The 26,125-nt window shown below is 69.0% G+C and carries 21 protein-coding genes and 1 riboswitch; of the genes, 9 read left to right on the top strand and 12 right to left on the bottom strand.

Features of this window, described 5'->3' with window-relative positions; translation table 11 throughout:
- Positions 1-46 precede the first annotated feature (46 nt).
- The 4 genes from IU459_RS22105 to IU459_RS22090 all read right to left on the bottom strand — a co-directional run bounded on the left by IU459_RS22105 (position 47) and on the right by IU459_RS22090 (position 6,454).
- Entirely contained in the window at positions 47-2,080 is a 2,034-nt protein-coding gene (locus IU459_RS22105) for an SDR family oxidoreductase (protein WP_195131456.1), read from the bottom strand.
- 318 nt (positions 2,081-2,398) lie between these two features.
- On the bottom strand, positions 2,399-4,099 hold the full coding sequence (locus tag IU459_RS22100; protein WP_195131455.1) for a bifunctional metallophosphatase/5'-nucleotidase: 1,701 nt from the start codon (positions 4,097-4,099) through the stop codon (positions 2,399-2,401).
- 72 nt (positions 4,100-4,171) lie between these two features.
- Positions 4,172-4,828: a heme oxygenase (biliverdin-producing) gene (locus IU459_RS22095; RefSeq protein WP_195131454.1), complete on the bottom strand. Its 657-nt coding sequence runs from the start codon at positions 4,826-4,828 to the stop codon at positions 4,172-4,174.
- Positions 4,829-4,933: 105 nt separating this feature from the next.
- Positions 4,934-6,454: a threonine/serine ThrE exporter family protein gene (locus IU459_RS22090; RefSeq protein ID WP_195131453.1), complete on the bottom strand. Its 1,521-nt coding sequence runs from the start codon at positions 6,452-6,454 to the stop codon at positions 4,934-4,936.
- A gap of 139 nt (positions 6,455-6,593) precedes the next feature.
- Between IU459_RS22090 and IU459_RS22085 the strand changes: the two genes are divergently transcribed.
- The gene (locus IU459_RS22085) at positions 6,594-7,448 is read left to right on the top strand and encodes a TIGR03619 family F420-dependent LLM class oxidoreductase (RefSeq protein WP_195131480.1); all 855 of its coding nucleotides are present in this window, start codon (positions 6,594-6,596) and stop codon (positions 7,446-7,448) included.
- A gap of 223 nt (positions 7,449-7,671) precedes the next feature.
- On the opposite strand, the gene IU459_RS22080 is transcribed toward IU459_RS22085, so the two are convergent.
- From IU459_RS22080 to IU459_RS22065, 4 genes are all read right to left on the bottom strand, one after another.
- Entirely contained in the window at positions 7,672-9,567 is a 1,896-nt protein-coding gene (locus IU459_RS22080; RefSeq protein ID WP_195131452.1) for a vWA domain-containing protein, read from the bottom strand.
- 155 nt (positions 9,568-9,722) lie between these two features.
- Positions 9,723-11,354, bottom strand: coding sequence for an ABC transporter permease (locus IU459_RS22075; RefSeq protein WP_195131451.1), 1,632 nt, complete (start codon positions 11,352-11,354; stop codon positions 9,723-9,725).
- A complete protein-coding gene (locus IU459_RS22070; protein WP_195131450.1) occupies positions 11,351-12,283 on the bottom strand; it encodes an ABC transporter ATP-binding protein in 933 nt (310 codons plus the stop codon). Before IU459_RS22070 ends, IU459_RS22075 begins: the two co-directional genes overlap by 4 nt.
- Positions 12,283-12,936, bottom strand: a complete 654-nt coding sequence (locus IU459_RS22065) for a TetR/AcrR family transcriptional regulator (protein WP_195131449.1) — start codon at positions 12,934-12,936, stop codon at positions 12,283-12,285. Before IU459_RS22065 ends, IU459_RS22070 begins: the two co-directional genes overlap by 1 nt.
- Positions 12,937-13,036: 100 nt before the next feature.
- On the opposite strand from IU459_RS22065, the gene IU459_RS22060 reads away from it, so the two are divergent.
- Positions 13,037-14,968: an acyl-CoA dehydrogenase family protein gene (locus tag IU459_RS22060; RefSeq protein WP_195131448.1), complete on the top strand. Its 1,932-nt coding sequence runs from the start codon at positions 13,037-13,039 to the stop codon at positions 14,966-14,968.
- 170 nt (positions 14,969-15,138) lie between these two features.
- Here the strand turns inward: IU459_RS22060 and IU459_RS39760 are convergent, their stop codons facing one another.
- The 4 genes from IU459_RS39760 to IU459_RS22040 all read right to left on the bottom strand — a co-directional run bounded on the left by IU459_RS39760 (position 15,139) and on the right by IU459_RS22040 (position 20,058).
- Complete coding sequence (locus IU459_RS39760) at positions 15,139-15,834, bottom strand: phosphatase PAP2 family protein (RefSeq protein WP_195131447.1); 696 nt, start codon at positions 15,832-15,834, stop codon at positions 15,139-15,141.
- 63 nt (positions 15,835-15,897) lie between these two features.
- Complete coding sequence (locus IU459_RS22050) at positions 15,898-16,794, bottom strand: NERD domain-containing protein (RefSeq protein ID WP_195131446.1); 897 nt, start codon at positions 16,792-16,794, stop codon at positions 15,898-15,900.
- A 121-nt stretch (positions 16,795-16,915) separates the two neighbouring features.
- Complete coding sequence (locus IU459_RS22045) at positions 16,916-18,313, bottom strand: DUF2252 domain-containing protein (protein WP_195131445.1); 1,398 nt, start codon at positions 18,311-18,313, stop codon at positions 16,916-16,918.
- A gap of 50 nt (positions 18,314-18,363) precedes the next feature.
- Positions 18,364-20,058 (bottom strand): GMC oxidoreductase, encoded by a 1,695-nt coding sequence (locus IU459_RS22040; protein WP_195131444.1) that lies wholly within the window; start codon positions 20,056-20,058, stop codon positions 18,364-18,366.
- Positions 20,059-20,227: 169 nt separating this feature from the next.
- On the opposite strand from IU459_RS22040, the gene IU459_RS22035 reads away from it, so the two are divergent.
- The 7 genes from IU459_RS22035 to IU459_RS22005 all read left to right on the top strand — a co-directional run bounded on the left by IU459_RS22035 (position 20,228) and on the right by IU459_RS22005 (position 25,643).
- Positions 20,228-20,875, top strand: coding sequence for a CDP-alcohol phosphatidyltransferase family protein (locus IU459_RS22035; RefSeq protein ID WP_324198980.1), 648 nt, complete (start codon positions 20,228-20,230; stop codon positions 20,873-20,875).
- Positions 20,876-20,917: 42 nt separating this feature from the next.
- Positions 20,918-21,316, top strand: a complete 399-nt coding sequence (gene gcvH / locus IU459_RS22030; RefSeq protein WP_195131443.1) for a glycine cleavage system protein GcvH — start codon at positions 20,918-20,920, stop codon at positions 21,314-21,316.
- A gap of 168 nt (positions 21,317-21,484) precedes the next feature.
- Positions 21,485-21,970, top strand: a complete 486-nt coding sequence (odhI, locus tag IU459_RS22025; RefSeq protein ID WP_067479234.1) for an oxoglutarate dehydrogenase inhibitor Odhl — start codon at positions 21,485-21,487, stop codon at positions 21,968-21,970.
- 94 nt (positions 21,971-22,064) lie between these two features.
- The gene (ftsR, locus tag IU459_RS22020) at positions 22,065-22,868 is read left to right on the top strand and encodes a transcriptional regulator FtsR (RefSeq protein ID WP_195131442.1); all 804 of its coding nucleotides are present in this window, start codon (positions 22,065-22,067) and stop codon (positions 22,866-22,868) included.
- Between the two features lie 158 nt (positions 22,869-23,026).
- Positions 23,027-23,500, top strand: a complete 474-nt coding sequence (locus tag IU459_RS22015; RefSeq protein ID WP_159848783.1) for a bifunctional nuclease family protein — start codon at positions 23,027-23,029, stop codon at positions 23,498-23,500.
- 186 nt (positions 23,501-23,686) lie between these two features.
- Positions 23,687-24,244: a MerR family transcriptional regulator gene (locus IU459_RS22010; RefSeq protein WP_040777946.1), complete on the top strand. Its 558-nt coding sequence runs from the start codon at positions 23,687-23,689 to the stop codon at positions 24,242-24,244.
- A gap of 43 nt (positions 24,245-24,287) precedes the next feature.
- Positions 24,288-25,643 carry a M14 family zinc carboxypeptidase gene (locus IU459_RS22005; protein ID WP_195131441.1) on the top strand — a complete coding sequence of 452 codons (1,356 nt, stop codon included), beginning with the start codon at positions 24,288-24,290 and terminating at the stop codon, positions 25,641-25,643.
- A 253-nt stretch (positions 25,644-25,896) separates the two neighbouring features.
- A riboswitch (glycine riboswitch) is annotated at positions 25,897-25,997 on the top strand.
- Positions 25,998-26,125: the final 128 nt, after the last annotated feature.

Below are 26,125 nucleotides of genomic sequence, written 5' to 3'. Positions count from 1 at the left end.
GGAAGAACTCGCCGATGCCTTCGGTCATCGACCGATCATGGCGTGCCTACCACTGCAACCCCGGGACGACGCGGGCGACGCGCGCCGCGGGGCCGGGCAGGGCCATCAGCGGCATGAAGACCGGGGCCAGGACGGACAACGGGCTGCGGTCCGGTGCGGCGTCCGCAGCAACGGGCGCTTCGCCCGCCGACTCGAGCTTGCTGTCGCCTTGCGCGGCACGCGATTCCCCGAACATGCGGAAGCCTTGGTGCATGATCTGCCGCTTGACCGACGGCATGAGCAGCTCGACCGCTTGGGCGAAGGTGCCGACCGGCGTGTCGATGCGGTGCGGGCGATCCTCCAGCGCGCGGATCACGATCTCGGCGGCCTGCTCCGGGTCGGGCACCGGAAGTGAGCGGTACAGGTCGGTGGGGGCGATCATCGGCGTGCGCACCAGCGGCATCCGCACCGAGGTGAACGTGATTCCGGCATCCCGGTTCTCGACCGCGGCGATCTCGCTGAAGTTGTCCAGCGCCGACTTGCTCGCCACGTATGCGGCGAACCGGGGCACCTTGGTCTGCACCGCGATCGAGGAGATGTTGACCACGTGCCCGAACCGGCGCGCCCGCATCGACGGCAGCAGGCCGAGGATGAGCCGCACGGCGCCGAAGTAGTTCACCGCCATGGTCCGCTCGAAATCGTGCATTCGGTCGGTGGAGTTCAGCACCGAGCGGCGGATCGAGCGGCCGGCGTTGTTCACCAGGTAGTCGACGTGACCGTGGTCGTCGAGCACGCACTGCACGAGCTTCTCGACCGCTTCGGAGTCGGTGATGTCGCACGGATAGGTGTGCGCCACACCGCCTTCCGCGCGCACGGCCTCGGCAGCGGCGGCCAAGTCGTCGTGACCGCGGGCGACCATGAGCACGGTGGCGCCGCGCCGGGCGACCGCGTGCGCGGTGGCCAGCCCGATCCCGGAGGACGCGCCGGTGATCAGCACGACGCGGCCGGCCAGCGGATCACCCTTGACCGACACGCGACCGCGCTGCGGGTCGAGGTGCTCGCGCCAGTACTGCCACAGGCGCTCGGCGTAGCTGTCGAACGACGGCACGGTCAGGCCGGCGGCGCGCAGCTGGGCGCGGGTGGAGTCGCTGATGAACTCCGCGGAGAACGAGGTGTGCGGAGCGACCTCGGGCGGAATGCCCAGCTGTTCCAGGAGGAAATCGCGCACGGTGGGCACCCCGGGGATCTGCGCGAGCCCGCTGAGGGCCAGCCCGCTGCCCGGCACCGTGCCGACGCCGGTCGGCGCGCCTGCCGCCGCGGCGAGCGCGCCGTAGATCTCGCCGAACGGCTGCGGCTCCGGGTTGACCAGATGGAAGGTGCGCCCGTCCAGGCCGGGACGGCGGATCAGTTCGACCATGGCGGCCGAAACATAGTCGACCGGAACGATATTGGTCGCGCCGAGATCGGGCAGCGGCATCGGCAGATCGGACGGCAGCGCGCCGAGCTTCGCGATGGCGCTGAAGAAGTAGTACGGGCCGTCGATCTTGTCCATCTCGCCGGTACGGGAATCGCCCACGATGATGGCGGGCCGGTACACCCGCCACCGCACGCCGCGCGCCTCGCGCACGAGCTTCTCGGCGGCGAACTTGGTGCGGTGATACGGCGAGGTCAGTCGCTGTCCGAGGTCGAAGTCCTCTTCGAAGAACTTGCCTTTGTGGTCGCCCGCGACGGCGACGGACGAGACGTGGTGCAGCACCGCGCCCAGCTCGCGGGCCAGCGCCAGCACCGAGCGGGTGCCGGTGACGTTGGCGGCGTGGGCGGTGTCCTCGTCGGCGGTCATGTCGTAGACGGCGCCCAGGTGGATGACGTGATCGGCGCGGGGTGCTTCGCAGGCCAGTCCGAGGCCGTCGGCGGTGAGATCGCCGATCAGGGCGTAGACCCGTTCCGCGCCGCGCCAGTCGGATGCGAGCTCGGTGAACTTCGCCAGCGACGTCTCGCGCACCAGCACATGGACGATCGATTCCGAATCGTGATCCAGGAGATCTTGAACGACCCGCCTCCCCAGGAATCCCGTTCCGCCCGTCACGATGTAGGTCGCCATCGCACTTCTCCTGCCGTTCACTCGAACCATGTTGTCGCACAAGTCATCCGGCATGCGGCAGTGAATGCGGAGAGCTGTGATTCGGCCCCCAGTGACAATCCGTCGGGCCGAAAGTAGGAACACCTTCGTCCTGACTTATTACTGAACAGTAATCGACCGTGCGCGCCACCGGCAAGCGATCATGACGCGTTCGGCCTGTGGGACTGGTCACCCGTCTGCGCAGGTCAAACGGTATGTGTTACAAAGATTTCCAGTTACCGCGATTCTGGTCGAGTGTCCAGCAACTCGGCAGCGTCCGGTGTGGCTACTTCCGCTCGGCTATTTCTTCTCGACGCGAGCGGGCGGCGCCTGCAGCGGCGGCTTGTCGCGCAGGAAGGTTTCGAAGGCGTCCAGGTCGGTCGGGCCCGCCGCGGTGTCGGTGCCCTCGGTGAAGACGGTGAACCCGTCGCCGCCGGAGGCGAGGAAGCTGTTGGCCGTGACGCGATAGGTGGCGACGGGGTTCAGCGGCCGGCCCGCGACGCGGACGCTGTCCGCGATCACTTTCGCGCCTGCCGCGGCGCTGTCGGAGTAGGCATAGGTGAGACCAGCAGTGGACAGGACCGTCGGCTTACCAGGGTTGCTCCATTGCTGTTCCAGCAGTCGCAGGATCTGGCTGCCGGTCAGCGTGAGCGTGACGACCTGGTTGCCGAATGGTTGAACGGTGAAGATGTCGCCGTAGGTGATCGGTCCCTGCTTCAGATCGGCGCGCACACCGCCGGGGTTCATGAACGCGGCGACGGCCGCGGCCGGACCCGCGGTCACCGACAGCATGGAGTCGGCGATCACGTCGCCCAGCGGCGACGCGCCCGCGGGCCGCGGGCTGTGCGGGAGAGCGTCGGCGGTCGCGCCGACGACTCGTCCTGCGCGCGGCCGCGCCTGCTCGGCGTAGAAGTCGATCAGCGCGTTCGTCCGATCGTCCGGCGTCACCTCGCGGGACACCACCCGGTTGACCGCGGAGGCCTGGACGCCGTCGGCGCCGAATCGCAGCGTGATGTCGCTGATCAGGCGCCCGTACGAGGCCGCCTGGGTGACCACCTTGCCGCCGACGACGCACACGTAGGGCTGATGACTGTGGCCGGTGATCACCGCGCGCACCGCCGGGTCGACCCGCTCGGCCAGCCCGGTGACGTTCGGCGTGATGTTCGCGCATCCGTTGTAGTCCAGCGGCGCGTCCCGCTCCGGCCGCTGGGAGCCGCCGTCGTGCACCAGCGCCACGATCGCCTCGGCGCCCGCGGCCTTCATCTCCGGCACATAGCGATTGACGGCGGCGGCCTGATCGCCGAAGAGATACCCTCGAATGCCTTCGGGCAGCACGATATTCGCGGTTTCCGGCGTGACCGTACCGATCACGCCGATCTTGTGCCCGCCCACCTCTAGCAATGTCCACGGGCGCAGCGCGGGCGGCAGTTCGCCCTGGGCGTCGGCGACGTTCGCGGCCAGGTACGGGAATCTCGCGCCGGTGAAGGGCGCGCCGGGCGAACATCCGTCCACCGCACATCCGCCCTGCTGCAGCCGCGCCAACTCCAGGACACCCTCGTCAAATTCGTGATTGCCGACCGCGGATGCGGCCACTCCGGCGTTGTTCAGGAAGGCGATCGTGGGCTCGTCGTGGAACAACCCGGAGACCAAGGGACTCGCTCCGATGTTGTCTCCGGCCGCCAGCACGACGCTCGCCGGATAGGCAGCCTTCAGTCGCGCCAGATGAGTGGCGAGATAGGCGGCGCCGCCCGCGTCGTATCCCGCGATCTTGCCCGTGGACCCGCTCGGCGGCTGCAAGTGTCCGTGCAGGTCGTTGAAGCCGAACAGGTGCACCTCGTCCGGTTGCGCGGGACGCAGGTCGTTCGTCGAGATCAGCGGCACGATCGGCGGGGCCGACGAGGCGAGACCCGGGCTCGGATCGGACGCTGCGCCACAGCCCCCGATCACACCGACTCCGACAAGACCGGCAAGAATCACCGCGATGCGACGGCGCGCTCTCATGCCACGACTGTCCCATGTCTCGCGGGTCCGCGCACGACAGCCGGAAATACCAGCGCCGCACCGTGATGCGGGCTATTGGGCAGCGGGGAACTCCTCGGCCAGCTCCTGGAACATCGCGGTGTTCATCGCGAAGGCGCGCTTGCCCTCGTCGAGTACGCGGCGGCGCTCCAGATCGTCGAGCGAGAGGCGGTCGAGCAGTCCGCGGTACTCCCGCTTGAACGCCGCGGGGTTGGCGACGCCGTCGAAGACGTAGAAGCGGACGCCGTCGCCGCGGTGCGGCAGGTTCCACAGCTTCTCCGCGGTGCCGCGGATGACCTGTCCGCCGGATAGATCGCCGAGGTAGCGGGTGTAGTGGTGGGCGATGTAGCCCGCGGGCCAGTCGCGGGCGCACTCGTCGATGCGCTCGGCGTAGGCGGCGGTCGCGGGCAGCGGCTCCAGGCCGGTGCGCCAGTCGGGGCCGATGAGATGGGCGAGGTCGCGCTCGAGTTCGGCGGTGCGGGCGAGTTCGGGCCGGATGAACGGTCCTGCGGTCGGGTCGCCGGCCAGGGTGTCCCAGCGCCGCTCCAGCGCGCGGTAGACGAACCAGAGTTGACCGGTGTAGCGGTGATACGAGTCGACGCCGAGCGCTCCGCCGAGCATGTCGCTCATGAACCGCGAGTTCTCCGCTTCCGCATGCTGATCGGCGGTGGCGGTGCGGATCTGCGTCGAGAACGGTACTGCTTCCGACATTCCGAACCACCTCACCTCAGACGGGGCCGCTGTCGAATTCGGCTACCCTGACCAACTCGTTCAGAGGGTACCGGCCGTGTGCCGGCCGCGCAGTCACCTCGCGGCTCACGGCGTGGGCGCCGGACGGCGGCGACGCCGGACGACCGGGCGCCGCAGCGAGCCGAACCGGCGCACTATCCGCGGTCTGCGGACGGTGCGGTCGAACCACTCGCCGAGGGTGACGCCCGCCGCCAGTGCGCAGCCGATGCCGAATGCCGAGAGCAACTGATTGGCTCCGATCAGCAGCTCGTCGTTGAGCAGTGCGTACAGACCGCGGTAGACCTTGAGGCCCGGCAGCAGCGGTGTGATGCCCGCGACCGCGACGACCAGCGGGGGAGTCAGCGCCCGGCGGGCCATCAGGCCACCGGCCAGGCCGACCAGCGTCGCGGCGACGCCGGTGGCGAGCACCGGGCCGAACCCGGCGTTCTGCGCGAGCAGGAAGCAGATGGTGCCCGCAGCGCCGCTGCCCGCGGCGGCGGCGAGCGCACGGCGTTCGGCGTAGCAGGCCAGCGCGAACGCCAGCGCCGCCAGGGCGCCCGCCACGATCTTCACCGGCAGGTCGGTGATGTCGCGTCCGGAGGTGAGGTAGACCGGTGGCACGGTGGCATCGAGGAGATCGGCGATGCTCAGCGTCAGCGCGATGCCCGCGATGATGCCGCCGGTCATCATCATCACCTCGAGCATGCGGGCCGTCGCGGTGATGGGAGCGCCGGTGATCGCGTCCTGTACCGCGCCGACCAGTTGTAATCCACTGAGCAGCACGGTGATTCCCGCCGCGATGATCAGCGTGGGGTCGACGTCGATGCGCAGCCGCGCGGCCAGACCGGCCAGCACGATCGCCGGAATCGCCGCGATCGCGCCGCCCACCATGTGCTGGAAGAAGAACGGCAGTCCATAGCGATTGAGCACGCGGTTGGCGCGGTCGATCGCCGCGGTGGTGGCGAAGCTGACCGCGGCCACGAGCGCGCCGCCGCCGAGCAGCGCGGCGATCGCCGCCGCCATGAGCGACCACGCGGCGGTGGCGCTCCACCGGTGGTAGGGGTGCGGAGCCGAGGTGATCGCGTCGAGCGCGGCGCGCGCCTGTTCCGGCGGGACCACCTCGTTGCGGATGCGGCGGGTGAGCCGGTCCACGGCGGCGAGCCGGGTGAAATCCAGGGCGCGGTAGTGCACGATCCGCATGGTGCTGGCCGGTGGCAGCTGGGGCCCGCGGTCGGCCCAGATCCGGATAGCGTCGTAGGTGACGTCGATGCTGCAGCGGGACAGGCCGTAGGTGGCGGCGATGAAGCGGACCGTTGTGGTGGTGTCCACCACGCCGGTGCCCGAGGCGAGCACCACCTCGCCGACCCGGACCGCGAGATCGAGGACCTCCGCGACCCGGGCGTCGTCGGTGAGGTCGATCGGCTGCAACGGAGCCGGTGCCGTGACGATGCTGTCCACGGTCGCCTGACGGTCCGCGACCAGCAGGCCGACGGCTTGGCTGACCACGGGAATCGGGCGGGCGCGTCGCAGGCGCAACCCGCGACGCCAGCCGAGATGATCCACCCGTTCGGTGGTGACATCGCCTCCGGTAGGTGCGTCAGTAGCCATGGACGCGAACCTAGTCACCCGGCGTGTCGTTGGCATCCGCGCGGTTCGGGGCGGGCGTGTCGGTCCTGGCCGGACGCTTGGCCGGACCGGCGAGCCCATGGTAGAACTTGTTCTAATTTCGGCGATGGGAGCGGGTACGGTGCGGTACGGAATCGTGTTGTTCACCAGCGATCGGGGCATCACCCCCGCGGATGCGGCCGCGGCCGCGGAACGTGCCGGTTTCGACACGTTCTATGTGCCCGAGCACACCCACATCCCGGTCGTCCGGGCGGCGGCGCACCCGCGCACCGGCGACGCGAGCCTGCCCGACGACCGGTATCTGCGCACCCTCGACCCGTGGGTCGCACTCGGCACGGCGGCGGCGGTGACCGAGCGCATCGGTCTGTCCACCGCCGTGGCGCTGCCCGCCGAACACCATCCGATCACGCTGGCCAAGACCATTGCCTCGCTGGACCATCTGTCCGGCGGCCGGGTGCGCCTGGGCGTCGGATTCGGCTGGAACACCGACGAATTGGCCCATCACGGCGTGCCCGCGGGCAAGCGCAGGTCCGTGCTGCGCGAGCATCTGGACGCCATGCGTGCCCTCTGGACCGAGGAGGAGGCCGAATTCGCCGGCGAGTTCGTGACCTTCGGCGCCAGCTGGTCGTGGCCGAAGCCGGTGCGGAAGCGGATTCCGGTGCTGCTCGGCGCGGCGGGCACCGAGCGGAACTTCACCTGGCTGGCGAAGCACGCCGACGGGTGGATCACCACTCCGACCGAAGACGGCTTGGACGAGAAAGTCGCTTTGCTGCAACGCATCTGGCGCGAGCACGACCGCGCGGACCTGCCCGAGATCGTGGCGCTCGCCGGGCGCCATGATCCGGAGCAGCTGGCGCGATGGGCCGAATCCGGAGTCACCGAAGCTGTTTTCGGGTTGCCCGACCGTCCGGTGGACGACGTGCGGGCCTACCTCACCCGGCTGGCCGGGAAATTGGGGATCGAACACACGCGGTGATGCCGGGGCCGCGTCACCGGCTACGCAGCGACCACAGCCTTGCGCCGGGCGGAGAAGGCAGAGCTGCCGCATAGCTGAATAGTCGGGCTGTCCGGACCGCTGCATAGTCAGCCTTCTGCCGTGGACCGTGGTGCGGGCATCACCGTGGGACGCGAGAAGCTCCGGGCGGATGCGACCTTCGCAGCCACACCCACCCGGAGGTTCTCCTGGTGGCCGGATGCGCCTACCCGCGTCTGCGCAGCAACAGGACGCCCGCGATGATGCCGACCACAACCGCGGCGGCCGCGCCGATACCCGCGAGCAGCAGCCACTGGTTCCGTGACTCGGTTTCCGCCTCGGCGGCGGCTGCCGCGTCGGTGTGGTGCGCGACGCGCTGTGCGGACGCCTTCTCCCCGAAGACGCCGTCGGAGACGCCGGAGGAGTACGTCGGCCCCGGTTCCTGGGCGCCGGTGACGGTCAGGTCCAGCTGGATCGGCACCGGAGCCGCGTCGCCGTCCTCGAAGGTCGAGCCGACCTTCACCGCGATGTAGTACCAGCCCGGCACCGACTGCCTGCGGGCCTTGATGTCGTCGGCGGTCCGGTTGGCGTAGCGGATCGGAAGCGTCGCCAGCGCGTCCTTGCTCGGCAGCACCGTGTCGGTGCCGGTGTAGGCGCCGAAGTCGGAGCCGATCTCCTGGCGGATCGGGGTGTAGAGCCTGGTGCGGATATTGGAGACGTTGTCCAGGCCGCGTCCACCGTTGCCGCCGAAATGTACGCGGTAGGCCAGACCCTGGCCCCAGTCCAACCGGACCCGGTAGAACACGAACTCGCCTTGCCGCAGGGTGTCGGTGTAGCGGCCGCTAGCGGGGAGCGGAGCGGCCACGTTGAACGATCCGCCACCGGTGACGGGGGTGCCGGAACCGGTCGGCTCGGAGAAAGCCGTGGGGGTCGTCGTGGAGCCTCTGCCCGGATCGGAGGCCGCTGGCTCGATGCCGATCAGCAGTTCGATCGGCAGTCGCTCCGGGACGCCGGTGGAGACCTTGTCCCAGGTGAGGGCGAAGGAGTAGCGACCACCGCCACGGCACTTGTCGCCGCTGGCGCTACCGGTGCGCTCCTTGGTCGCGCCGTCGAAGGTCTTGGCGACGGTGAGCGCCTCGCCGTCACTGGATTTGGTGGTCAGCTCGGATTCGAAGACGTGGCAGTCCTGCCCGTCCGCGCCGTACACGCGCAATTGGAGGGTGTTGAGGTCATCGGTAACCGAGACGTCCGGGACGCGCGGAAACGACACGGTGCCGCTGAAATAGGCGGTGGCGCCCGCGGGCACGTCCGCAGCCCAATACCGCGTCTCCTTTTGACCGATGGTGTCGAGGTACTGGCCGGGGGAGGCGACCGGCGCGGTCGTAGGGCTGCTGGTGCCGGTGATGGGCGTTCCCGCGGCGCGGTAGTTGCGCAGGGCCGCGGCACTCACTCGCGGTAGGACACGCTCCAGCGCGCGACCGTCGGCCGCATCGGTGTAGGTGCCGCCGGTGGCCTGCGCCATGCAGGTCAGCTGGGCGCGGGCCTTCGCGTCCACCGCGAAGCCGATCGCGTGCATCACCAGGTCGATGCCGCGCTGCTTCACCTCACGCGCGACCTCGCAGGGGTCGGGCGGGGAGCAGGTGTCGTCGCCGTCGGAGACCAGCACGACCGAGCGTGGGCCGGAGCCGGGCAGCGCGTCGGCAGCCTGCCGCAGGGCGGTACCCATCGGCGTCCAGCCGCGGGCCTGGATTCCGTCGACGGCGGTGGTCAGCGCGGCCTTGTCGAGTGCGTCGGCGGGCCGGAGCAGCCGCACGTCCCGGCATCCGGCGGACTTCTCCGCCTCGGTGTTCCCGGTGCTGGTGCCGTAGGTCATCAGGCCGACCTTCGACTCGGCGGGCGCGGCATCGACGAACGTGCGGACCGCGGTCTTGGCGGCGTCCATCATGGTGCCCGCCGGATCCGGTCGCTGCATGGACCCGGAGGCATCGAGGATCAGCATGGTCGGTGCATACTGCGGCGGCTGTTCAGCGCGGCCCGGTTGTGCCCACACTCCGGGAGCAGCCAGTGCCGCACCGATGAGAAGAGTGGCGAGCACGGCGGTGAACTTGGTGAATCTCGGCATTTTCCTTGTCAATGTGTCCGCCATGTCGCATGGCGCGCGGTACATCATGTCCAGGACACCGTATTGGGCAAACATTCCGCGACGCCCCAATGAACTCCCCGGTCACGGGAAGTGGCCCGCGCGAGGAAGTTCGCGCGGGCCACGGGTGGTGCGAATCAGTGCAGGTCGCGCCTGCGGAACGCGGCGACGCCGACGGCGAGAAGAGCAGCGGCGATCCCGAGCAGCCACAACACGGGTTTCGCCTGGAACTCCGCGCCGGGCAACTTCGGCGGATGAACGAACGGCACCAGATCGACCGTCCACTGCGGCAGTCCGTCCAGCGAACCGACGAAGAAGATCACCACCATGGCGCTGAGCACCGCCCAGGCGACCGGCGCGAATCGCGGCACGACACCGTACAGGGCCACCGCGATGCCGGTGACCACCCAGACCGCGGGCAGCTGTACGGCGGCGGCGCCGATCGACTGCGGCAGCTTCGCGCCGAGGTCGCCGTCCGAGGCGCCGTAGACGACGCCGATCGCCGCCCCGGAGACCAGCAGGGCCGCCGCGGGACCCAGCAGCGCGAAACCGATGTGGCTCAGCGCGTAGCGGCCGCGGCCGACCGCACCGGACAGCGTGGACTCGACCCGCGTGCTGGACTCCTCGTCGTGCAGCCGCAGCGCCGCCGAGATCGAGTAGGCCGACGCCGCGGCGGCCAGCATCGTGATCGCGTAGGTGATGAACGACTCTTGCAACCCCTGCGAGCCGCCCATCCGGGTGACCATGTCGCGGACCGCCTCGCTTCCGCCGAGCATGTCGCCGACGCTGTGCACCGCGCCGCCGATCAGCAGGCCGTACAGGGCGAAGCCGACCGTCCACGCCACGAGGGTGCCGCGTTGCAGCCGCCAGGCCAGCCCGAGGGGACCGGAGAGGCGCGTGCTCGCCGTCGACGGTCCCGGACGTTCCGCGATCAGTCCCGAGCCGGTGTCGCGGTTGCCGAGCAACATGTACGCGGCTGCGGTGGCGAGCGCCGCGACGGCGCCGAGAGGGATCAGCACCCACCAGCGTTCCTCGGCGTACGGGCGGATCTGCAGGCACCACCCGATCGGCGAGAACCAGGACAGCACACCGTTTCCGGCGTCGCCGACCGCCCGCAGGGCGAACGCGGCGCCCAGCGCGCCGAACGCGACGCCGCGGGCGACCCGTGCCCCGGCGCTCACCTGAGCTGCCACCGCGGCGACGGATCCCCACAGGATGCCCGACGCCGCCAGCGCGGCCCCGAAGGCCAGCGCTCCCGCACCGGGCAGGTCGGCGGCGTACAACGACAAGGCACAGGCGATTCCGGCGATCAGCGCGCCTGCGTAGGTCATGATGAGGGTGGCGGTGAGGCCGGCGTAGCGGCCGATGCTGGTGGCGCCCACCAGTTCCGCCCGTCCGGTCTCCTCCTCGACCCTGGTGTGCCGGATGACCGTGAGCACCGTGGCGATGGCGATCATGCTGTACATGGCGCCCGCTTTCCAGGTGCCGATCGAGCCGAGTTCGGAGCTGAACACCGGGCCGTACATGGCGATCAGCGCCGGGCTGTCGGCCGTGGTCTTCGCGAAGCTGTCCAGATCGGCTGGGTTGCTGTACAGATCCTTCACGCTGACCACCTGGAACGCGGGCATCAGACCGATCAGCAGCGTCCACAGGGGCAGCACTATCCGGTCCCGGCGCAGGTACAGTCGCAGCAGCCTGCCGGTCCCGGTGAAGTCTCCGCCGCCGAATGCCGGTGCCGCGGCGGCGCGGTCGGCGATGGCGGTGGTCATGCTCGCACCTTCTCCCCGGTGGTCGTGGCGGACTCGGCGCTGTCACCGTCGACGTGGTAGTGCCGCAGGAACAGCTCTTCCAGCGTCGGTGGCGCGCTGATGAGACTGCGCACGCCGGTGTCGCCCAGCACCCGGATCAGCTCCCCGAGGTGCTCGCCCTCGACCTGGCAGCGCAGCATGGCGCCGTCGAGTTCGATGTCCTCCACACCCGGGATGCGGCTCAGATCGCCTGGGTCGCCGAGCAATTCGGCGGTGATCGAGGTGCGCGAGAGATGACGGAGCTCCGACAGTGAGCCGCTCTCCACCGTGCGCCCGGCCCGGATGATGGTCACCCGGTCGCACAGCACCTCCACCTCGGACAGGATGTGACTGGACAGCAGAACGGTCGTGCCGCGCTCCTGCGCCTCGTGCACGCACTCCCGGAAGACCTGCTCCATCAAGGGGTCGAGACCCGAGGTCGGCTCGTCGAGCAGCAGCAGCCGGACATCGGAGGCCAGCGCGGAGATCAAGGCGACCTTCTGGCGGTTGCCCTTGGAGTAGGTGCGTGCCTTCTTGCGTGGGTCCAAGTCGAAACGCTCGATGAGCTCGGCGCGTCGTTTCTGGTTGATGTCGCCGCGCATCCTGGCCAGCAGGTCGATGGTCTCCCCGCCGGACAACGACGGCCACAGCGTGACATCGCCTGGGACATAAGCCAATTCGTGATGCAGGGCGACGGCGTCGGCCCATGGGTCACGGCCGAAGAGCCGAGCGCGCCCGCCCGTCGCCCGTAGGATGCCCAGCAACACCCGGATGGTGGTGGACTTGCCCGCGCCGTTGGGGCCGAGGAAGCCGTGGATTTCGCCCTCGGTGACCGTGAGGTTCAGCCGGTCCAGCGCGGTGACATGGCCGAAGGTCTTGCGGAGGTCGCTGACCTCGATGATGTCGGACATCACTTCTCCTTGGTGAACGTGTCCAAGATCGTGGGATCGGTGAGCAGGCCCTGGGTGTAGAACTCCAGAGCCGGTGGAGTGAGTTCTTCGGTGAGTTCGCGAATCGCCTTGCGATAGTCGATCGGTTCGCCACGGTGCTGGCGCAGCTGCATGAACAGCAGGGTCGCGCCGACGTTCAGCATCATGAGGTATCTGGCGCGCGCCGCGGGGTCACGGCTGGGTTTGACCCTGCCCGCCTCGACGCCCTTCTCGAGATAGACCTCGGCATCGGCGGCCATGTGGTCGAACAGCGATTCCGCCATCGGCCCACCGGCTTGGAGGCTGCGCACCATGTAGGCCACCAGCGGCGCGTACGACTCGATCTCGGCGAGGGCGTTGAGCATGCCCGACGCGACCGATGACGCGGTGATCGCCTTGATCTTCTCGTCCCGGATCAGCTGCAGCACCCGGTCGTCGCAGGCGGCGCGCAGTCCGTCCTTGGAGCCGAAGTGATGGTTGACCAACCCGGGGGAGACCCCGGCGGCGGCGGCGATTTTGCGGACTCCGACCTGGAATCCGTATTCGCCGAATACCTCGATCGCGGAATCGCGAATGCGGGCCGCGGTGGTCAGATCCGCGGCGGATCCTTGCGGAACGGGCTGTCGATCAAACACATGTTCAGTATATTAAACACTCGTTCAATTCCTTGCAAGAGCATACGAGGACTTGTCACGTCAACCGTTTCGGGTCCGTGTACCGGGCTATCGTCGAGTCATGACGACCAGCACGACGACGACGGCGGAACACCTACGCGCGGCACTGGACGGACCCTGGGCGGCGGTCCGGGAAGAAGCTCGAATCCTGCTGGCGGGCGAGGAGTTCACCGCGGACCCGTCCTTGGATTACAAGGCGGCGCGGGCGCGGGTGCTCGACCAGATGCGGGTCATCGCGACGATGGGATTCGCCGAGCGCGGATTCCGCCGGGAGCACGGCGGCACCGGCGAACCCGGGGCGGCGGTGGTCGGCCTGGAGATGCTGGCCTACGCGGATCTGTCGCTATGGGTGAAATCAGGTGTGCAATGGGGACTGTTCGGCGGCGCGGTGGAGAACCTCGGCACCGAACGGCACCGGGAGTACATCGAACAGTTGATCTCGCTGGATCTGCTCGGGTGCTTCGCCATGACCGAATCCGGACACGGCAGCGACGTCGCGAACCTGGAGACCACCGCGACCTACGATCCGCGGACCGAGGAGTTCGTGGTGCACTCGCCGACGCCGTCGGCGCGCAAGGACTACATCGGCGGCGCGGCCGAACACGCCAGGATGGCAGCGGTTTTCGCGCAGCTGATCACCAATGGCGAGAACCAGGGCGTGCACTGCCTGCTGGTGCCGATCCGGGACGAGAACGGCGCCGACCTGCCCGGCGTGACCACCATCGATGACGGACTCAAGGGCGGCCTGCCAGGCGTGGACAACGGGCGCATCGCGTTCGATCACGTGCGGGTCCCGCGGGAGAACCTGCTCAACCGCTACGCCGACGTCGCGCCGGACGGCACCTACAGCTCCGAGATCGATAACCCCAGCCGCAGGTTCTTCACCACGCTCGGCACGCTGGTGCGCGGCCGGGTCAGCGTCGGCGGCGCCGCGGCGGCCGGTGCGCGCGTCGCGCTGAGCATCGCGGTGCGCTACGCGCTGAAGCGCCGCCAGTTCGCCGACCCCGACACCGGCGTGGAAACCGTTCTGCTGGACTACCGCAGCCATCAGCGCCGCCTGCTGCCGCTGCTCGCGAAGTCGTACGCGCTCGCGTTCGCGCAGAACGACCTGGTGCGCCGGATGCATCTGGTGCAGACCGGCCAGGATCTGGAGCCGGGCGCGCAGCGTGCGCTGGAGAAGCGCGCCGCGGGCCTGAAGGTCGCGCAGACCAGGCACGCCACCCGCGCCATCCAGGAATGCCGCGAAGCATGCGGCGGCGCGGGCTATCTCACGGAGAACCGGCTGGTCACGCTGAAAGCCGACACCGATGTGTTCACCACCTTCGAAGGTGACAACGTCGTGCTCACCCAACTGGTGGCCAAGGAACTGCTCACCGCCTACGCCGACGAGATCCGCGACCTGGACGCCTTGGGCTGGGTGCGTTTCGCCGCCACCATGGCCGGTGACGTGGTGCGCAAACGATCGGGCGTGCGCCAGCTGATCCAGACCCTCCGAGACCGCAGTGGCGAGTCCGTCGACGACGGTGACCTGTCGCGCCGGGCCGTGCAACTGCAGCTGTTGGCCGACCGCGAGGACTATCTGGTCCGGACCGCGGCACACCGGCTGCGCGCGCGAGCCCAGGACACCCGCCCGTTCGAAGCGTTCAACAACGCCCAGGACCACATCCTGGCCGCGGGCGCGGCGCACATCGACCGCTTGGTGCTGGAGGCCTTCATCGAGGGCATCGCGGGCATCGACGATCCGGACGCGCGCGAACTCGCCGGATCGATGTGCGACCTGTACGTCTACTCGATCATCGAGGAGAGCCAGGCCTGGTTCATCATGCACCGGTTCATGTCGGTGGAGCGGGCCAAGGCGGTGCGCCGCGGTGTGAACGAACTGGTCGACCGGCTGCGCCCGCATGCGCTGACCCTGGTCGAGGCCATGGGCGTCCCCGAGTCGATGCTGCGCGCGGCCATGCTCGACGACGCCAGCGTGTACGACCGGACCTGAGGGCATCCAGACGAAGGCTGTTTCCGACCCTGTGGCAGTAGGGCAGAGGCGGCTGGATAACGGGCGCGCGGGAGGAGTCCCTGTCCGCCGCTGGGCAGGCACAGGCCAGCGTGTAGGGGGGCGCAGCCGTCCGGCAGGCCCGCGGCGGGCCGCGGAGCCGAGGCAGCCGCCTAGCCGACGGGATCGGAGGCGCCCCGCCGCGGGGCGCGCTCGGCGGCCGCATATGTCTGGGTCGCGGTGCCTCGGGCTTTACCGCGGTCCAGGAGTCCGGCGGCCCAGCACAGCGATATCGCCATCGTGATCGCCGCCGCGATGCCGCCGAGAATGTCCGTCGCATGGTGATAGCCGAGGCCGATCATGCCGACAGCCGCCGCCGGCATCGCGACGGTCGCCACCGCGGCGACCACGCGCCGCGCGTGCGTCGGCTCCGTCAGCAGTACGAAGGTGGCCCCGATCGCGACCAAATGGACGGTGTGCCCACTCGGGTAGGCGAGATAGTCATGCCACTGTCGCCCCCATAGTGGTTTCAGTAGCCAGGTATTGATCGCAACCGCCAGTTCCGGCACGACCAGCATCGTCGCGGCGCGTCGTAGATCGCCACGGCGAGCGAACCAAACGCAGGCCAGGATCAGCAGCGGCAGCAGGACGTACCCATTGCTCGGGACGACGAGCGCTTCGTAGACACCTGGTCGCGCGTCGAGTGCCGCGTGGACAGGATCGGCGATGGCGCGATCGAGCGCCGAGGGTCCTCCGTCGGCAGGAAGTGTCGCAGGAATCGCTGCGGTGGCGGCAACGCCTGTGGCAGCGACACCGGCATGGACGGTTGCCGCGTTGTTTCCCCGACCGGTCTGCCTGACTGCGAGCACCGGTCGACGATAGCGAGCCAACGGCCCGCGCCGGCTACCGAACCGGTGCCCCTCTCCGACCGCTCAGCCGGGTCCGTAGGTCGTGATCGCGGTGACGACGAACCACAGGACCCAGACGAAAACGATGACCATCCCGATCGCGAGAACGGTGCGCATCACCGCGCGGCCGAAATCGAGATCCCCCGGCTCCCGCGGATACAGCTTCCACGGGCTGTACCAGGGCGCCCGGACGACGAAGGCGGATGCCTGCGCGTCCCGTTCCAACTGCGCGAGCTCCTCGGCGTACGCCTCCGCCTGCGCCTGGTTGGGGCCGCCGTGCCAGAGCTTGATGTCGATCGGACCGAGGAAGCCCTCGGCGAGCAGGTCCTGCGGGGCGGGCAGAAAGGGCAGGATGCCCAGCCCGCGGAACGCGATGGCGACGTCATTGGCGGTCCAGAGGAATTTCTCCTCCGCGGCGAGCGCGTCGAAATAGTGCCGCAGCCGGGACGGGTCGTCGCCGATGATCACGTCGAAACTCGGGTCGGCCCAGGCCTGCTCCAGCCGCAGCTGAGCGCCGGGCAGCGGGACCACCAGCGCGACGCCGTGCACGACACGCTGCCCGAGACCGCGGGCGGCCAGCCATTCCTGCAATGCGAAGGTGTGCTCCCGCGACTTCTCCAGCGGTGTGCGGCGGTCGCGGCTCTCCATCGCCGCCGGCTCGCCGTTGATCGTCCACGGCCCGTTCAGCGGGACCTCGAGCACGCCGTCCTGCCTGGCCACGAGCGCGTCGGCCTCGATGACCACGCAGCTGGTCGGCGTCCAGATCACGGCATCGAAAGGATGCAGCCGGTCCTTGTGGAACAGGCTGCAGGTGATCGTCGCGACACCGTGCGGACTATCCGGGTCCTTCCAGGTGCGCAGCCAATCGATCAGCGCTCGCTCGGCATTGGTGCCTGCGGCGTTCTGCACTCGCACGAGCATTGGCGACCGCCCTTCACGTCGACCCGACAGGGGAAAGAATACGAGGTGCCGCACCGAGTTCGCCGCGCCCAGGCCAACACTCGGCGTGTTGAGCCGGATTCCGCGGCCGCGGCGCTTGCCGTTACTCCGGCTCTTCGGCCGTGATGCGACCCGCTCGGACGGCGTCGACCAGGGTGGCGTGATCCGCCTCGGTCCGATCGGCGTACCGCACCGCGAACGCGGCCACCGCGTCGTCGAAACGCTCGTCGCCGTCCAGATATCCCGACAGCAGGCGTGGATCCAGCGAGCGCGAATGAGCCCTCGCCAGCAGCGCGCCCGCGAGCCTTCCGTAGTCGTCGAGGTCGCTCGCGGGCAGTTCGGCAGGATCGATGCTGCCCTTCAAATTGCGGAATTGCCGCACTATGAAAGGCAATTCGACGCCGTCGCCGGTCGGGTCGAATGCGGTCCACCCCAGCAGGATGTCCGATTCGGACTGAACCAGCCTGGCGCCCTGCACGATTCGCTCACCCTCGTGCGGCACCGGGCGGGTGGGCAGGAACGGGGCCAGCGCCGAGGGATTGGCCTGCTTCACCTGTAGCACCAACGCCTCGCCGTCGTTGCCGTGCAGCAGCGCGAGATAGGTGTGCAAGCCGACGCTGCCGGTGCCGACGATCCGGAACGCGACGTCGGACACCGCGAATCTGGCCAGCAGATTGCGCCGGGATTCGTGCAGGCTTCCCGCGTAGCGCTCCAGTCCGCCGGTCACCGCCTCGGCGACGTGCGCGTCCACCTCGGTGAGAATCGGCGGGTCGCTGACGAATCGGTGCTTGCGGATACCGGTCTGGTGGTCATCGAGGTGCTCGGTCCACTTGGCCACCACCTTGGCGCTGGTGTTCTTGCGCGCCTTCTTCGCCGCTTTCTTGAAGTCGTCGAGCAGGTCGTCGGCCTTGGCCCTGGTGATCACCGATTCGTCCGGAAGCGCGCTCCAGGACTCCATGAACGGCATCGCGGCGAGCGCGTCGACGGCGAGGCGGTAGGAACGGGCGGCGTCACGCGCCGCGGTGCGGCAGTCGTCGGTATCGGCGCCGGACTCGCGTCCCGCCAGCACCAGGCTGGCCGCGAGGCGCTCCAGATCCCATTCCCACGGACCAACCACGGTTTCGTCGAAATCGTTGATGTCCATGATGATTTCGCCTCGCGCCGTGCCGTACAGGCCGAAGTTGGCCGCATGCGCGTCGCCGCACAACTGCGCGCGCAGGCCACTGTCCGGGCCGCCGGCCAGATCAGCTGCCATCAAACCGGCCGCGCCACGGTAGAAGGTGAACGGTGAGGCCGCCATCCGCCCGATGCGCAGCGGTATCAGGTGCGGCAGCCGCCCCGCGTTGCTCGCCTCGAGGAAGGCGAGCACGTCCGGACGACGCGCGCCGGTCGCCTCCCGATCCCGTGCGGTGACCGGAACCCGCTGACGCAGCGCGCGCCCCTTGGCGCGGACCTCCTCCGCCGGCACAAAGGAGCGCAGGTCGATACCACTGTCTGACACAACGGATCACGCTAGCCGGTTGCGGGCCGTGCGCCGGTGTGGTGTCGGCCTCAGGTCGCCGTGACCGGCGGTGCTACCGGCTCGATCGGCAGCCGCAGCGCGCCGGGAGCCGCCGCGGGCACCGCGGGACGCGCGGGCGGCACCGCCGCGATGCGCCGGTAGGCCGCGCCCAGTTCCGGCCGGGTGTCGGGTTCGCCGCGGTTGGGCCAGAACGCCATCGCCCGCTCCGCCTGCGCGGTGATGGTCAGCGACGGGTTCACGCCGAGGTTGGCGGTGACCGCGGAACCGTCCGCCACGTGCAGGCCGGGATGCCCGTAGACCCGCTGGTAGGGGTCCACCACGCCGCTTCCCGGATCGTCGCCGATGACGCATCCGCCGATGTAGTGGGCGGTGGCCGGAATGTTGAACACGTCCATGACCAGGCCGTGGATATCCCCGTCGACCTTCGCGCCGAACCGGCGGCCGATCTCGTGCGCCAGCGGGATCCAGGTCGGATTCGGCTCACCGGTGCCCTGCTTCGTGCGCAGCAGCCCGCGGCGGCGGAACGAGGTCAGCGAGTTGTCCAACGACTGCATGACCAGCAGGATCACCGACTTCTCCGACGCGTGCCGTGCGTTGAGGCTGCGCAGGAAGACCAGCGGGTGCAGCAGGATGGCCAGCAGGAAGCGCAGGAAGCGGAAGGCGCCGCCGTCCACGATCGGCACCGACATCGGGAACAGCGCGTTCTGCCCTTTGCCGTAGTGGCACACCTCGACATGGGTGGCGGCCTCCGGGTGGATCGAGGAGGTGATCGCGATGCCCTCGGCGAAATCGCGGCGGGTGCGGCTGACCACGTTGAGGATCGCCTCGGAGTTGCTGCGGGTCAGCTCGCCGAGCCGGGGCGACAGGTGCGGCAGTATCCCGTCGTCGCGCATCTTGTGCAGTAGCTTCTGGGTGCCGAGGGCGGCGCCGGCGAACACCACCTGCTCGGCGGTGAAGGTCGTGGGCTGCTTGCGGATCCAGCGGCCGGACCGCTCGGTGCCGACCGCATAGCCGCCGCCGGGCAGCGGGCGGACGGCGGTGGCGGTGGTCAGCGGATGCACCTGCGCGCCCGCCTGTTCGGCCAGGTAGAGGTAGTTGGTGGTGGTCGTGTTCTTGGCGTTGTGCGGGCAGCCGGTGAAGCAGCGCGCGCAGTGCACGCAACCGGTGCGGCGCGGCCCGGCGCCACCGAAGTAGGGATCGTCGACCTCCGTGCCCGGATCGCTCTCGTTGAAGAACACGCCGACATCGGTCGGATGGAAGGTGTCGGCGACGCCGAGATCCTCGGCGATCTCCTTGATCACCTCGTCGGCCGGGGTGGTCCGGGGATTGGGCGCGACGCCGAGCATGCGCTTGGCCTGGTCGTAGTACGGCGCCAGCTCCGCGCGCCAATCGGTGATGTGGGCCCACTGCCGGTCGGTGTAGAAGTTCGGCAGCGGTTCGTAGAGCGTGTTGCCGTAGATCAGCGAACCGCCGCCGACACCCGCGCCGGAGAATACGGCGCACTTGCCGAGCACGCTGATCCGCTGCGGGCCGGTGAGCCCCAGGCGTGGCGCCCAGATCGATTCGCGCACATTCCAATTCGTGCGCGGGATGTCCTCCGGGTGCCACCGGCGACCTGCTTCGAGAACGCCGACCCGGTAGCCCTTCTCGGTGAGCCGCAGGGCGCTCACGCTGCCGCCGAAGCCGGAACCGATCACCACCACGTCGTAGTCGAATGCGGACATTTGCTTCCTCTCGCTCACCGGACCATACGATGAGAAACTTTTCTACTCATTCTGTCATGACCGCGTTTGTGGCGGAAACCATCGTCGCACGCGGCCGGCTGCGCGGATATCCGAGAAATCGGCGCGTGGAGATGGCGAGAGTGGGGGTCGGTGGGGTATGCACGGGGGCGTGACAACCGACTCGGGCACCGCGGAACCGGAGGAACGTGCCGCCGACCGGGCAGGTCGAGGCGTGTTCGCCGACCGCATCCTGACCGTGCCGAACGTGCTCAGCGTGCTGCGCCTGCTCGGCGTTCCGCTGTTCCTGTGGTTGCTGCTGATCGAGCGGGCCGATGGCTGGGCGTTCGCCCTCCTGGTCGCCAGCGGCGTCACCGACTTCCTGGACGGCAAGCTCGCGCGGCTGCTGGAGCAGTCCTCCCGGCTGGGCGCGCTGCTGGATCCGTTCGTCGACCGGCTGTATCTGGTGACCACCCTGGCGGCCTTCGTGATCCGCGGCCTGATCCCGTGGTGGGTGGCGGCGCTGCTGGTCGGGCGCGACCTCGTGCTCACCGCGACGCTGTCGGTGTACAAGCGCCGCGATCTGCCCCCGCCCGAGGTGATCTATCTGGGCAAGGCGGCCACCTTCGCGCTGATGTCCGCGCTGCCCTGGCTGCTGGCCGGGCAGATGGACTGGGCGGCCGCCGGTTTCGGGCGGGCCTTCGGCGGGGCCTTGCTGATCTGGGGCACAGCGGTCTACCTATGGACCGGCGTGCTCTATACCGGCAAAGCGATCGCCGTCGCAAGAGCGATACCGGCTGTAGGGCATCGGGCGGCCTAGCCGATAGAGTTTGCGTGCAACGTTCGAACGAAAGGACGGCCTGTGACCCAGACCCCCGAGGATCTGCGCTACACCGAGGAGCACGAGTGGGTACGCCGGATCGCCCCGACCCGGGTCCGGGTGGGCATCACCGACTACGCCCAGTCTCAACTCGGTGACGTTGTGTTCGTGCAGCTGCCCGAAGCGGACGCGGACGTGTCCGCCGCGGAAAGCATCGCGGAGGTGGAGTCGACCAAGAGCGTGTCCGACATCTACGCGCCGTTGAGCGCGAAAGTCGTTGCGGTGAACGACAAGCTGAACTCGGCGCCGGAGACATTGAACACCGATCCCTACGGTGAGGGATGGCTGTTCGAGCTGGAGGTGAGCGATGCCGCCGGCCTCGACGTGACGCTCGGTGAACTGCTGGATGCCGCAGGTTATCAAGGAGTTATCGGGGGCTGAAGCAGCCTTCCCAGTTCTACCTGCACGGGTGCGGCCCGGCAGGGTACGGTCAATGCCAACAGATGCACCCGGCGGCTGTGCCGGGGATCTAGGGACTCGACGGCAGGTCGTGGTGCCAGTGGTATCACCTGCTTGCATGGATAATCAGGTTCGAGGAGGAGAGAAACGGTGAGCGAGAACAAAGACCCGGGTTACGGGGAGACCGCGGCCGAGACGACGTCGGTCTTCCGCGCGGATTTCCTGAACGAGGTCGACGCGTCGCGCGCCGGAGAGGTGACCGGCGAGCAGCCGGTCCAAGGGGTCGAGGGTCTGCCGGTCGGTGCTGCCCTCCTGGTCGTCAAACGGGGTCCGAACGCGGGCTCGCGGTTCTTGTTGGATCAGCCGACCACGTCGGCGGGTCGTCACCCCGACAGTGACATCTTTCTCGATGACGTCACCGTCAGCCGTCGGCACGCCGAGTTCCGTCAGGACGACGAGTCGTTCCAGGTCGTCGATGTGGGCAGCCTGAACGGGACATATGTGAACCGGGAGCCGGTGGACTCCTCCGAGCTGCAGAACGGCGACGAGGTGCAGATCGGCAAGTTCCGGCTGGTATTCCTCACCGGACCGCGCGCCCAGGTGACCGACTCGTCGGCGGGTGCGGGGAGTCTATGACAGCGCCGACGCTGGGTCTCACACCTCAGGAAGGGCTCGGGGTCATGAAAGACCTGGCGCGGTGACCGGTGCGGCGCAGTGGGCACGCGGAGGGATGTCGATCGGCTCCGTGCTCGACCTGCTGCGCCCCGACTTTCCCGACGTCACCATCTCCAAGATCCGCTTCCTGGAAGCGGAGGGGCTGATCCGGCCGGAGCGGACGCCTTCGGGCTACCGCAGATTCTCCGTCGCGGATGTCGAACGGCTCCGGTTCGTGCTGACCGCGCAACGCGACCAGTATCTGCCGTTGAAGGTGATCAAGGAACAGCTCGAGGCAATCGACAGCGGTGCGGCGACGCTCGGTGTGCGGGAAGCCCGCGCCCGAGCGCACTCCGTGCGGACCGGGGAGGCGGAGTCCGGGCACGTCTCGCCGGACGGCGAGCAGCCGTCGCGGGATTCCGACCGCGGAGCGCGCCCGGCCCCGGCGCCCCGGCGGCTGGGCGTGGTGCCGAACGGGATCTCGCCGGACGATCTGCGTTTCGACCACGAAATCCGGGTCACCCGGGCTGATCTGCTCGACCAGGCCGGGATCGATGACAATTTCCTCGGCGACCTGATCCGGGCCAACCTGATCACGCCCGGCCCGGCGGGGTACTTCGACGCCGACGCGGTGACGCTGGCCAAGACGGCCCGCGCGATGGCCGAATTCGGTTTGGAGGCGCGCCATTTGCGGGCGTTCAAGCTCGCGGCCGACCGGGAGGCCGCGCTCGTGGCGCAGATCGCCGCCCCGATCGCGAAGAGCCGCGACGCGGACGCGCGCGCTCGCGCGGAGGAGACGGTGCGCGAACTCGCCGCGCTGTCGCTCACATTGCACACTTGTCTGGTCAAGTCCTCGGTCCGGAGTTCGCTGGGTGGTTGACCCCTCGGTGGCTCAGGTCTCGGGGTTTCGCCGACCCAACACGCTGATTTCGGCTGTGTAGACGGATCGCTGGACCGGTGCCGGTTCGCCTAGACTCGTGGTACGGCGAGCTCTGCAGCGGTCATGCCGGGCCGGCGGCGAGTATGGGAGGCAGTGCGATGAGCGAAATGCGCGTGATCGGCATCCGTGTCGAGCAGCCACAGAACCAGCCCGTGCTGTTGCTCCGTGAGGTGGCGGGCGACCGATACCTGCCGATCTGGATCGGACAGGCGGAAGCGACCGCGATCGTGCTCGAGCAGGAGGGGGTGACCCCGATCCGCCCGCTGACCCACGATCTGATCAAGGTCCTGATCACCGAGCTGGGGCACACCCTCAAGGAGGTCAGGATCGTGGATCTGCAGGAGGGCACCTTCTACGCGGACTTGGTCTTCGAGAACGATCTGCGGATCTCGGCGCGGCCGTCGGACTCGGTTGCGATCGCCTTGCGGGTGGGTTGCCCGATCCACGCTGAAGAGTCCGTCCTCGAGGAAGCCGGACTGGTTATGCCGGACGAGCGCGAGGACGAGGTCGAGAAGTTCAAGGAGTTCCTCGAATCGGTGTCTCCGGACGACTTCAAGGCCACCGACAGCTGAAGTAGAGGTCGAGAGTTTTACCGCGCGTCGCGTTTGGTTCGACGACGCCGCTCCCTGGACAATCAGGGGAGTAATCTCGACAGTTGGGCCACGTCCGTTTCGGCCGAATCCGCACCGGTTCGGTCGGCTACGGAGCCGGGTCATCGATGAGGCTGGGAATGCGTCGGCGAAGCAAGGGAGTGGTCAGTGGCAGAGCAATCGCAGGATGTGGTACAGCCAGGCCTGTTCCCGGACGACTCGGTACCTGACGACCTGGTCGGCTATCGCGTCCCCAGCGCGTGCCAGGTGGCCGGGATCACCTACCGGCAGCTCGACTACTGGGCGCGCACCGGTCTGGTGGTGCCCTCCATCCGAGGCGCGGCGGGTTCGGGGAGCCAGCGGCTGTACTCGTTCAAGGACATCCTGGTCCTCAAGATCGTCAAGCGGCTGCTCGACGCGGGCATCTCGTTGCAGAACATCCGCATCGCGGTCGATCATCTGCGCAGCCGCGGTGTGCAGGACCTGGCGGGGATCACCCTCTTCTCCGACGGCACGTCGGTCTACGAGTGCACCTCGGCCGAGGAAGTCGTCGATTTACTGCAGGGTGGGCAGGGCGTCTTCGGCATCGCCGTCAGCGGCGCGATGCGTGAACTGACCGGCGCCATCGCGAATTTCCCCGCGGAACGCGCGTCGACGGTCACCGAACGACCCGAAGACGAGTTGTCCTTCCGCCGCAAGGCGCGGATGAACCGCAAGACGGGTTAGACCCCGCGCCCAAGGCCGCGGCGGCAGCGAGGAGGGGGGCGCCGTGCAGGGAGCCGATGACATCACCGGGATCGTCGGGCCGATCGGGCACCTCGCGGCGTTCCCGACCGTCGATGAGCTGAACGGATTCGCCGACCTGCTCGCCGCCGATCATCCGCAGCGGGTGTCGATCACCGAACTCGGGCGGTCACGCGGCGGTGACCCGATTCGCGAGGTACAGGTCGGGTCAGGGGCTCGGCACATCCTCGTGCTGGGCAATCCGCACCCGAACGAGCCCATCGGCATGGCCACGATCCGCCATCTGCTCGGCAGGATGGCCGCCGACGACACCGCGACCGTGGGCGCCACCTGGCATTTCGTGCTCTGTGTCGACCCGGACGGAACCCGGCTGAACGAAGGGTGGTTCGCCGGGCCGCACACCAGGACCGGCGTTGCGCGCGGCTTCTACCGCCCGCCCGCGGCCGAACAGCCGGAATGGTGCTTTCCGACCGTGTGGCGCGGCCGCTCCGTCGGCGTGCCGCTGCCGGAGACGAAGGCCATGATGGCGTTGATCGACCGCACCCGGCCCGCGTTGATCGCGTCGCTGCACAACGCAGAGTTCGGGGGCGGGTTCTTCTACACCTGCGGCGGCGATGCCGAGTACTGGTCGGCGCTCACCGATCGGCTCTCGGCGGCGGATGTCCCGATCTACCGCGGCGAACCGGATGCGCCGGGCGCACGGACGCTGGCGCCGGGCGTCTTCGAGCTGCCGTTGTTCGGCGCGATGGCCGACCTGCTCGCGGCGAAGGGCCTCGACGCGGTCGCGGCGCTGGGCGGGGGCGGCTGCCGGGACTACACGGCGCGCTACGGCACGGCGATTCTGGTCTGCGAGCTGCCGCTCTGGGTCGACGAGCGAATCGGCGACGGATCGGCGGGCGACCGTGTGCTCGGTGACCTGCTCGACGCCACCGCGGCGGACTACCGGGCCATGGCCCGGGTCGCCGCCGAAGCGCTCGCGCGAGTGGACGGCCAATTGAGCGGCCGCAGCCCGTTCGAGCGGTCGGTGCGCGCGTTGGTCGCCGGACTGCCCAGCTTGGCGGTGAGCAAACAGGCTGTGCTGGAACGGGATCGGATCGCGACCAGGGGCGAGATCTTCGTCGAGCAGTACGACTGGACCGCGATGCTGCGCCTGCGGTTGGGCGGCATGCTGCTGCGGCTGCTCGACGACGAACACCGCCGCAGCGCCGCGCCCGCGCTGGCCGTCGAACGCGACCGGTTCGCCGCGGTGTTCGACCAGTGGTGCATCGACGTCGAGCAGAACGCGCCGGGCGTCGCGGTGCCGCTGGAGCGCCTGGTGCGGATCCAGGCGGAGTCGATCCTGCTCGCGGCGACGAGGTTGCGAGACGGCCTGGCGATCTGACGGTGTTCAATCGCCTGAGCGACCGCCGCTTGCGACTTCGCCGCGGACGCGTCGGCCACTCAGGCGCGAGCCGGGCCGCGAACAGGGATGCTCGATCTCGCTGCGCTCGAAAGCGGGAGTTTGAGCCCAGTGGGCGCCTGGACGGCAACGGTGGCAGCAGATGTGCGCCGGCTCCCGAGTGACGAGAACGACATGGCCCGTGTGGGTGCGCCGGCGCGATCCGGCGCGGCGTCGGCATAGACTGACGGTGCGTCGCCGCCGTGCGGGAGAGTCCCGGTCTCGAAACGAGTCCGGGCGCCGAAGGAGCAGCACCTCCCCGTCAATCTCTCAGGCAACAGGGACCGTACGGGCTTCGGCGCCTCTGGAAAGCGGTGGCTTCGAGCCGCCCGCCCATGGGGAAAGGGTGTCGGCCATCGGTCGCGCCACCCGAATCTCTCAGGCGCCACGACAGAGGGGGAGGGCCGGTACCCGTCGACCGCGCG

Source organism: Nocardia amamiensis, from assembly GCF_015477605.1.
In the GTDB taxonomy this organism is placed as follows: Bacteria; Actinomycetota; Actinomycetes; order Mycobacteriales; family Mycobacteriaceae; genus Nocardia; species Nocardia amamiensis_A.
The sequence above is the reverse complement of the archived record's forward strand: the minus strand, read 5'-3'. Positions and strand labels throughout refer to the sequence as shown.

Coding starts and splice junctions, on each gene's coding strand:
- IU459_RS22050 (WP_195131446.1), bottom strand. CDS start 16,794: ATGCTCGTGCGAGTGCAGAACGCCGCAGGCACCAATGCCGAGCGAGCG.
- IU459_RS22080 (WP_195131452.1), bottom strand. CDS start 9,567: ATGCCGAGATTCACCAAGTTCACCGCCGTGCTCGCCACTCTTCTCATC.
- IU459_RS22070 (WP_195131450.1), bottom strand. CDS start 12,283: ATGTCCGACATCATCGAGGTCAGCGACCTCCGCAAGACCTTCGGCCAT.
- IU459_RS22075 (WP_195131451.1), bottom strand. CDS start 11,354: ATGACCACCGCCATCGCCGACCGCGCCGCCGCGGCACCGGCATTCGGC.
- IU459_RS22090 (WP_195131453.1), bottom strand. CDS start 6,454: ATGGCTACTGACGCACCTACCGGAGGCGATGTCACCACCGAACGGGTG.
- IU459_RS22015 (WP_159848783.1), top strand. CDS start 23,027: ATGAGCGAAATGCGCGTGATCGGCATCCGTGTCGAGCAGCCACAGAAC.
- ftsR (WP_195131442.1), top strand. CDS start 22,065: ATGTCGATCGGCTCCGTGCTCGACCTGCTGCGCCCCGACTTTCCCGAC.
- IU459_RS22100 (WP_195131455.1), bottom strand. CDS start 4,099: ATGAGAGCGCGCCGTCGCATCGCGGTGATTCTTGCCGGTCTTGTCGGA.
- IU459_RS22040 (WP_195131444.1), bottom strand. CDS start 20,058: ATGTCCGCATTCGACTACGACGTGGTGGTGATCGGTTCCGGCTTCGGC.
- IU459_RS22105 (WP_195131456.1), bottom strand. CDS start 2,080: ATGGCGACCTACATCGTGACGGGCGGAACGGGATTCCTGGGGAGGCGG.
- IU459_RS22095 (WP_195131454.1), bottom strand. CDS start 4,828: ATGTCGGAAGCAGTACCGTTCTCGACGCAGATCCGCACCGCCACCGCC.
- IU459_RS22060 (WP_195131448.1), top strand. CDS start 13,037: ATGACGACCAGCACGACGACGACGGCGGAACACCTACGCGCGGCACTG.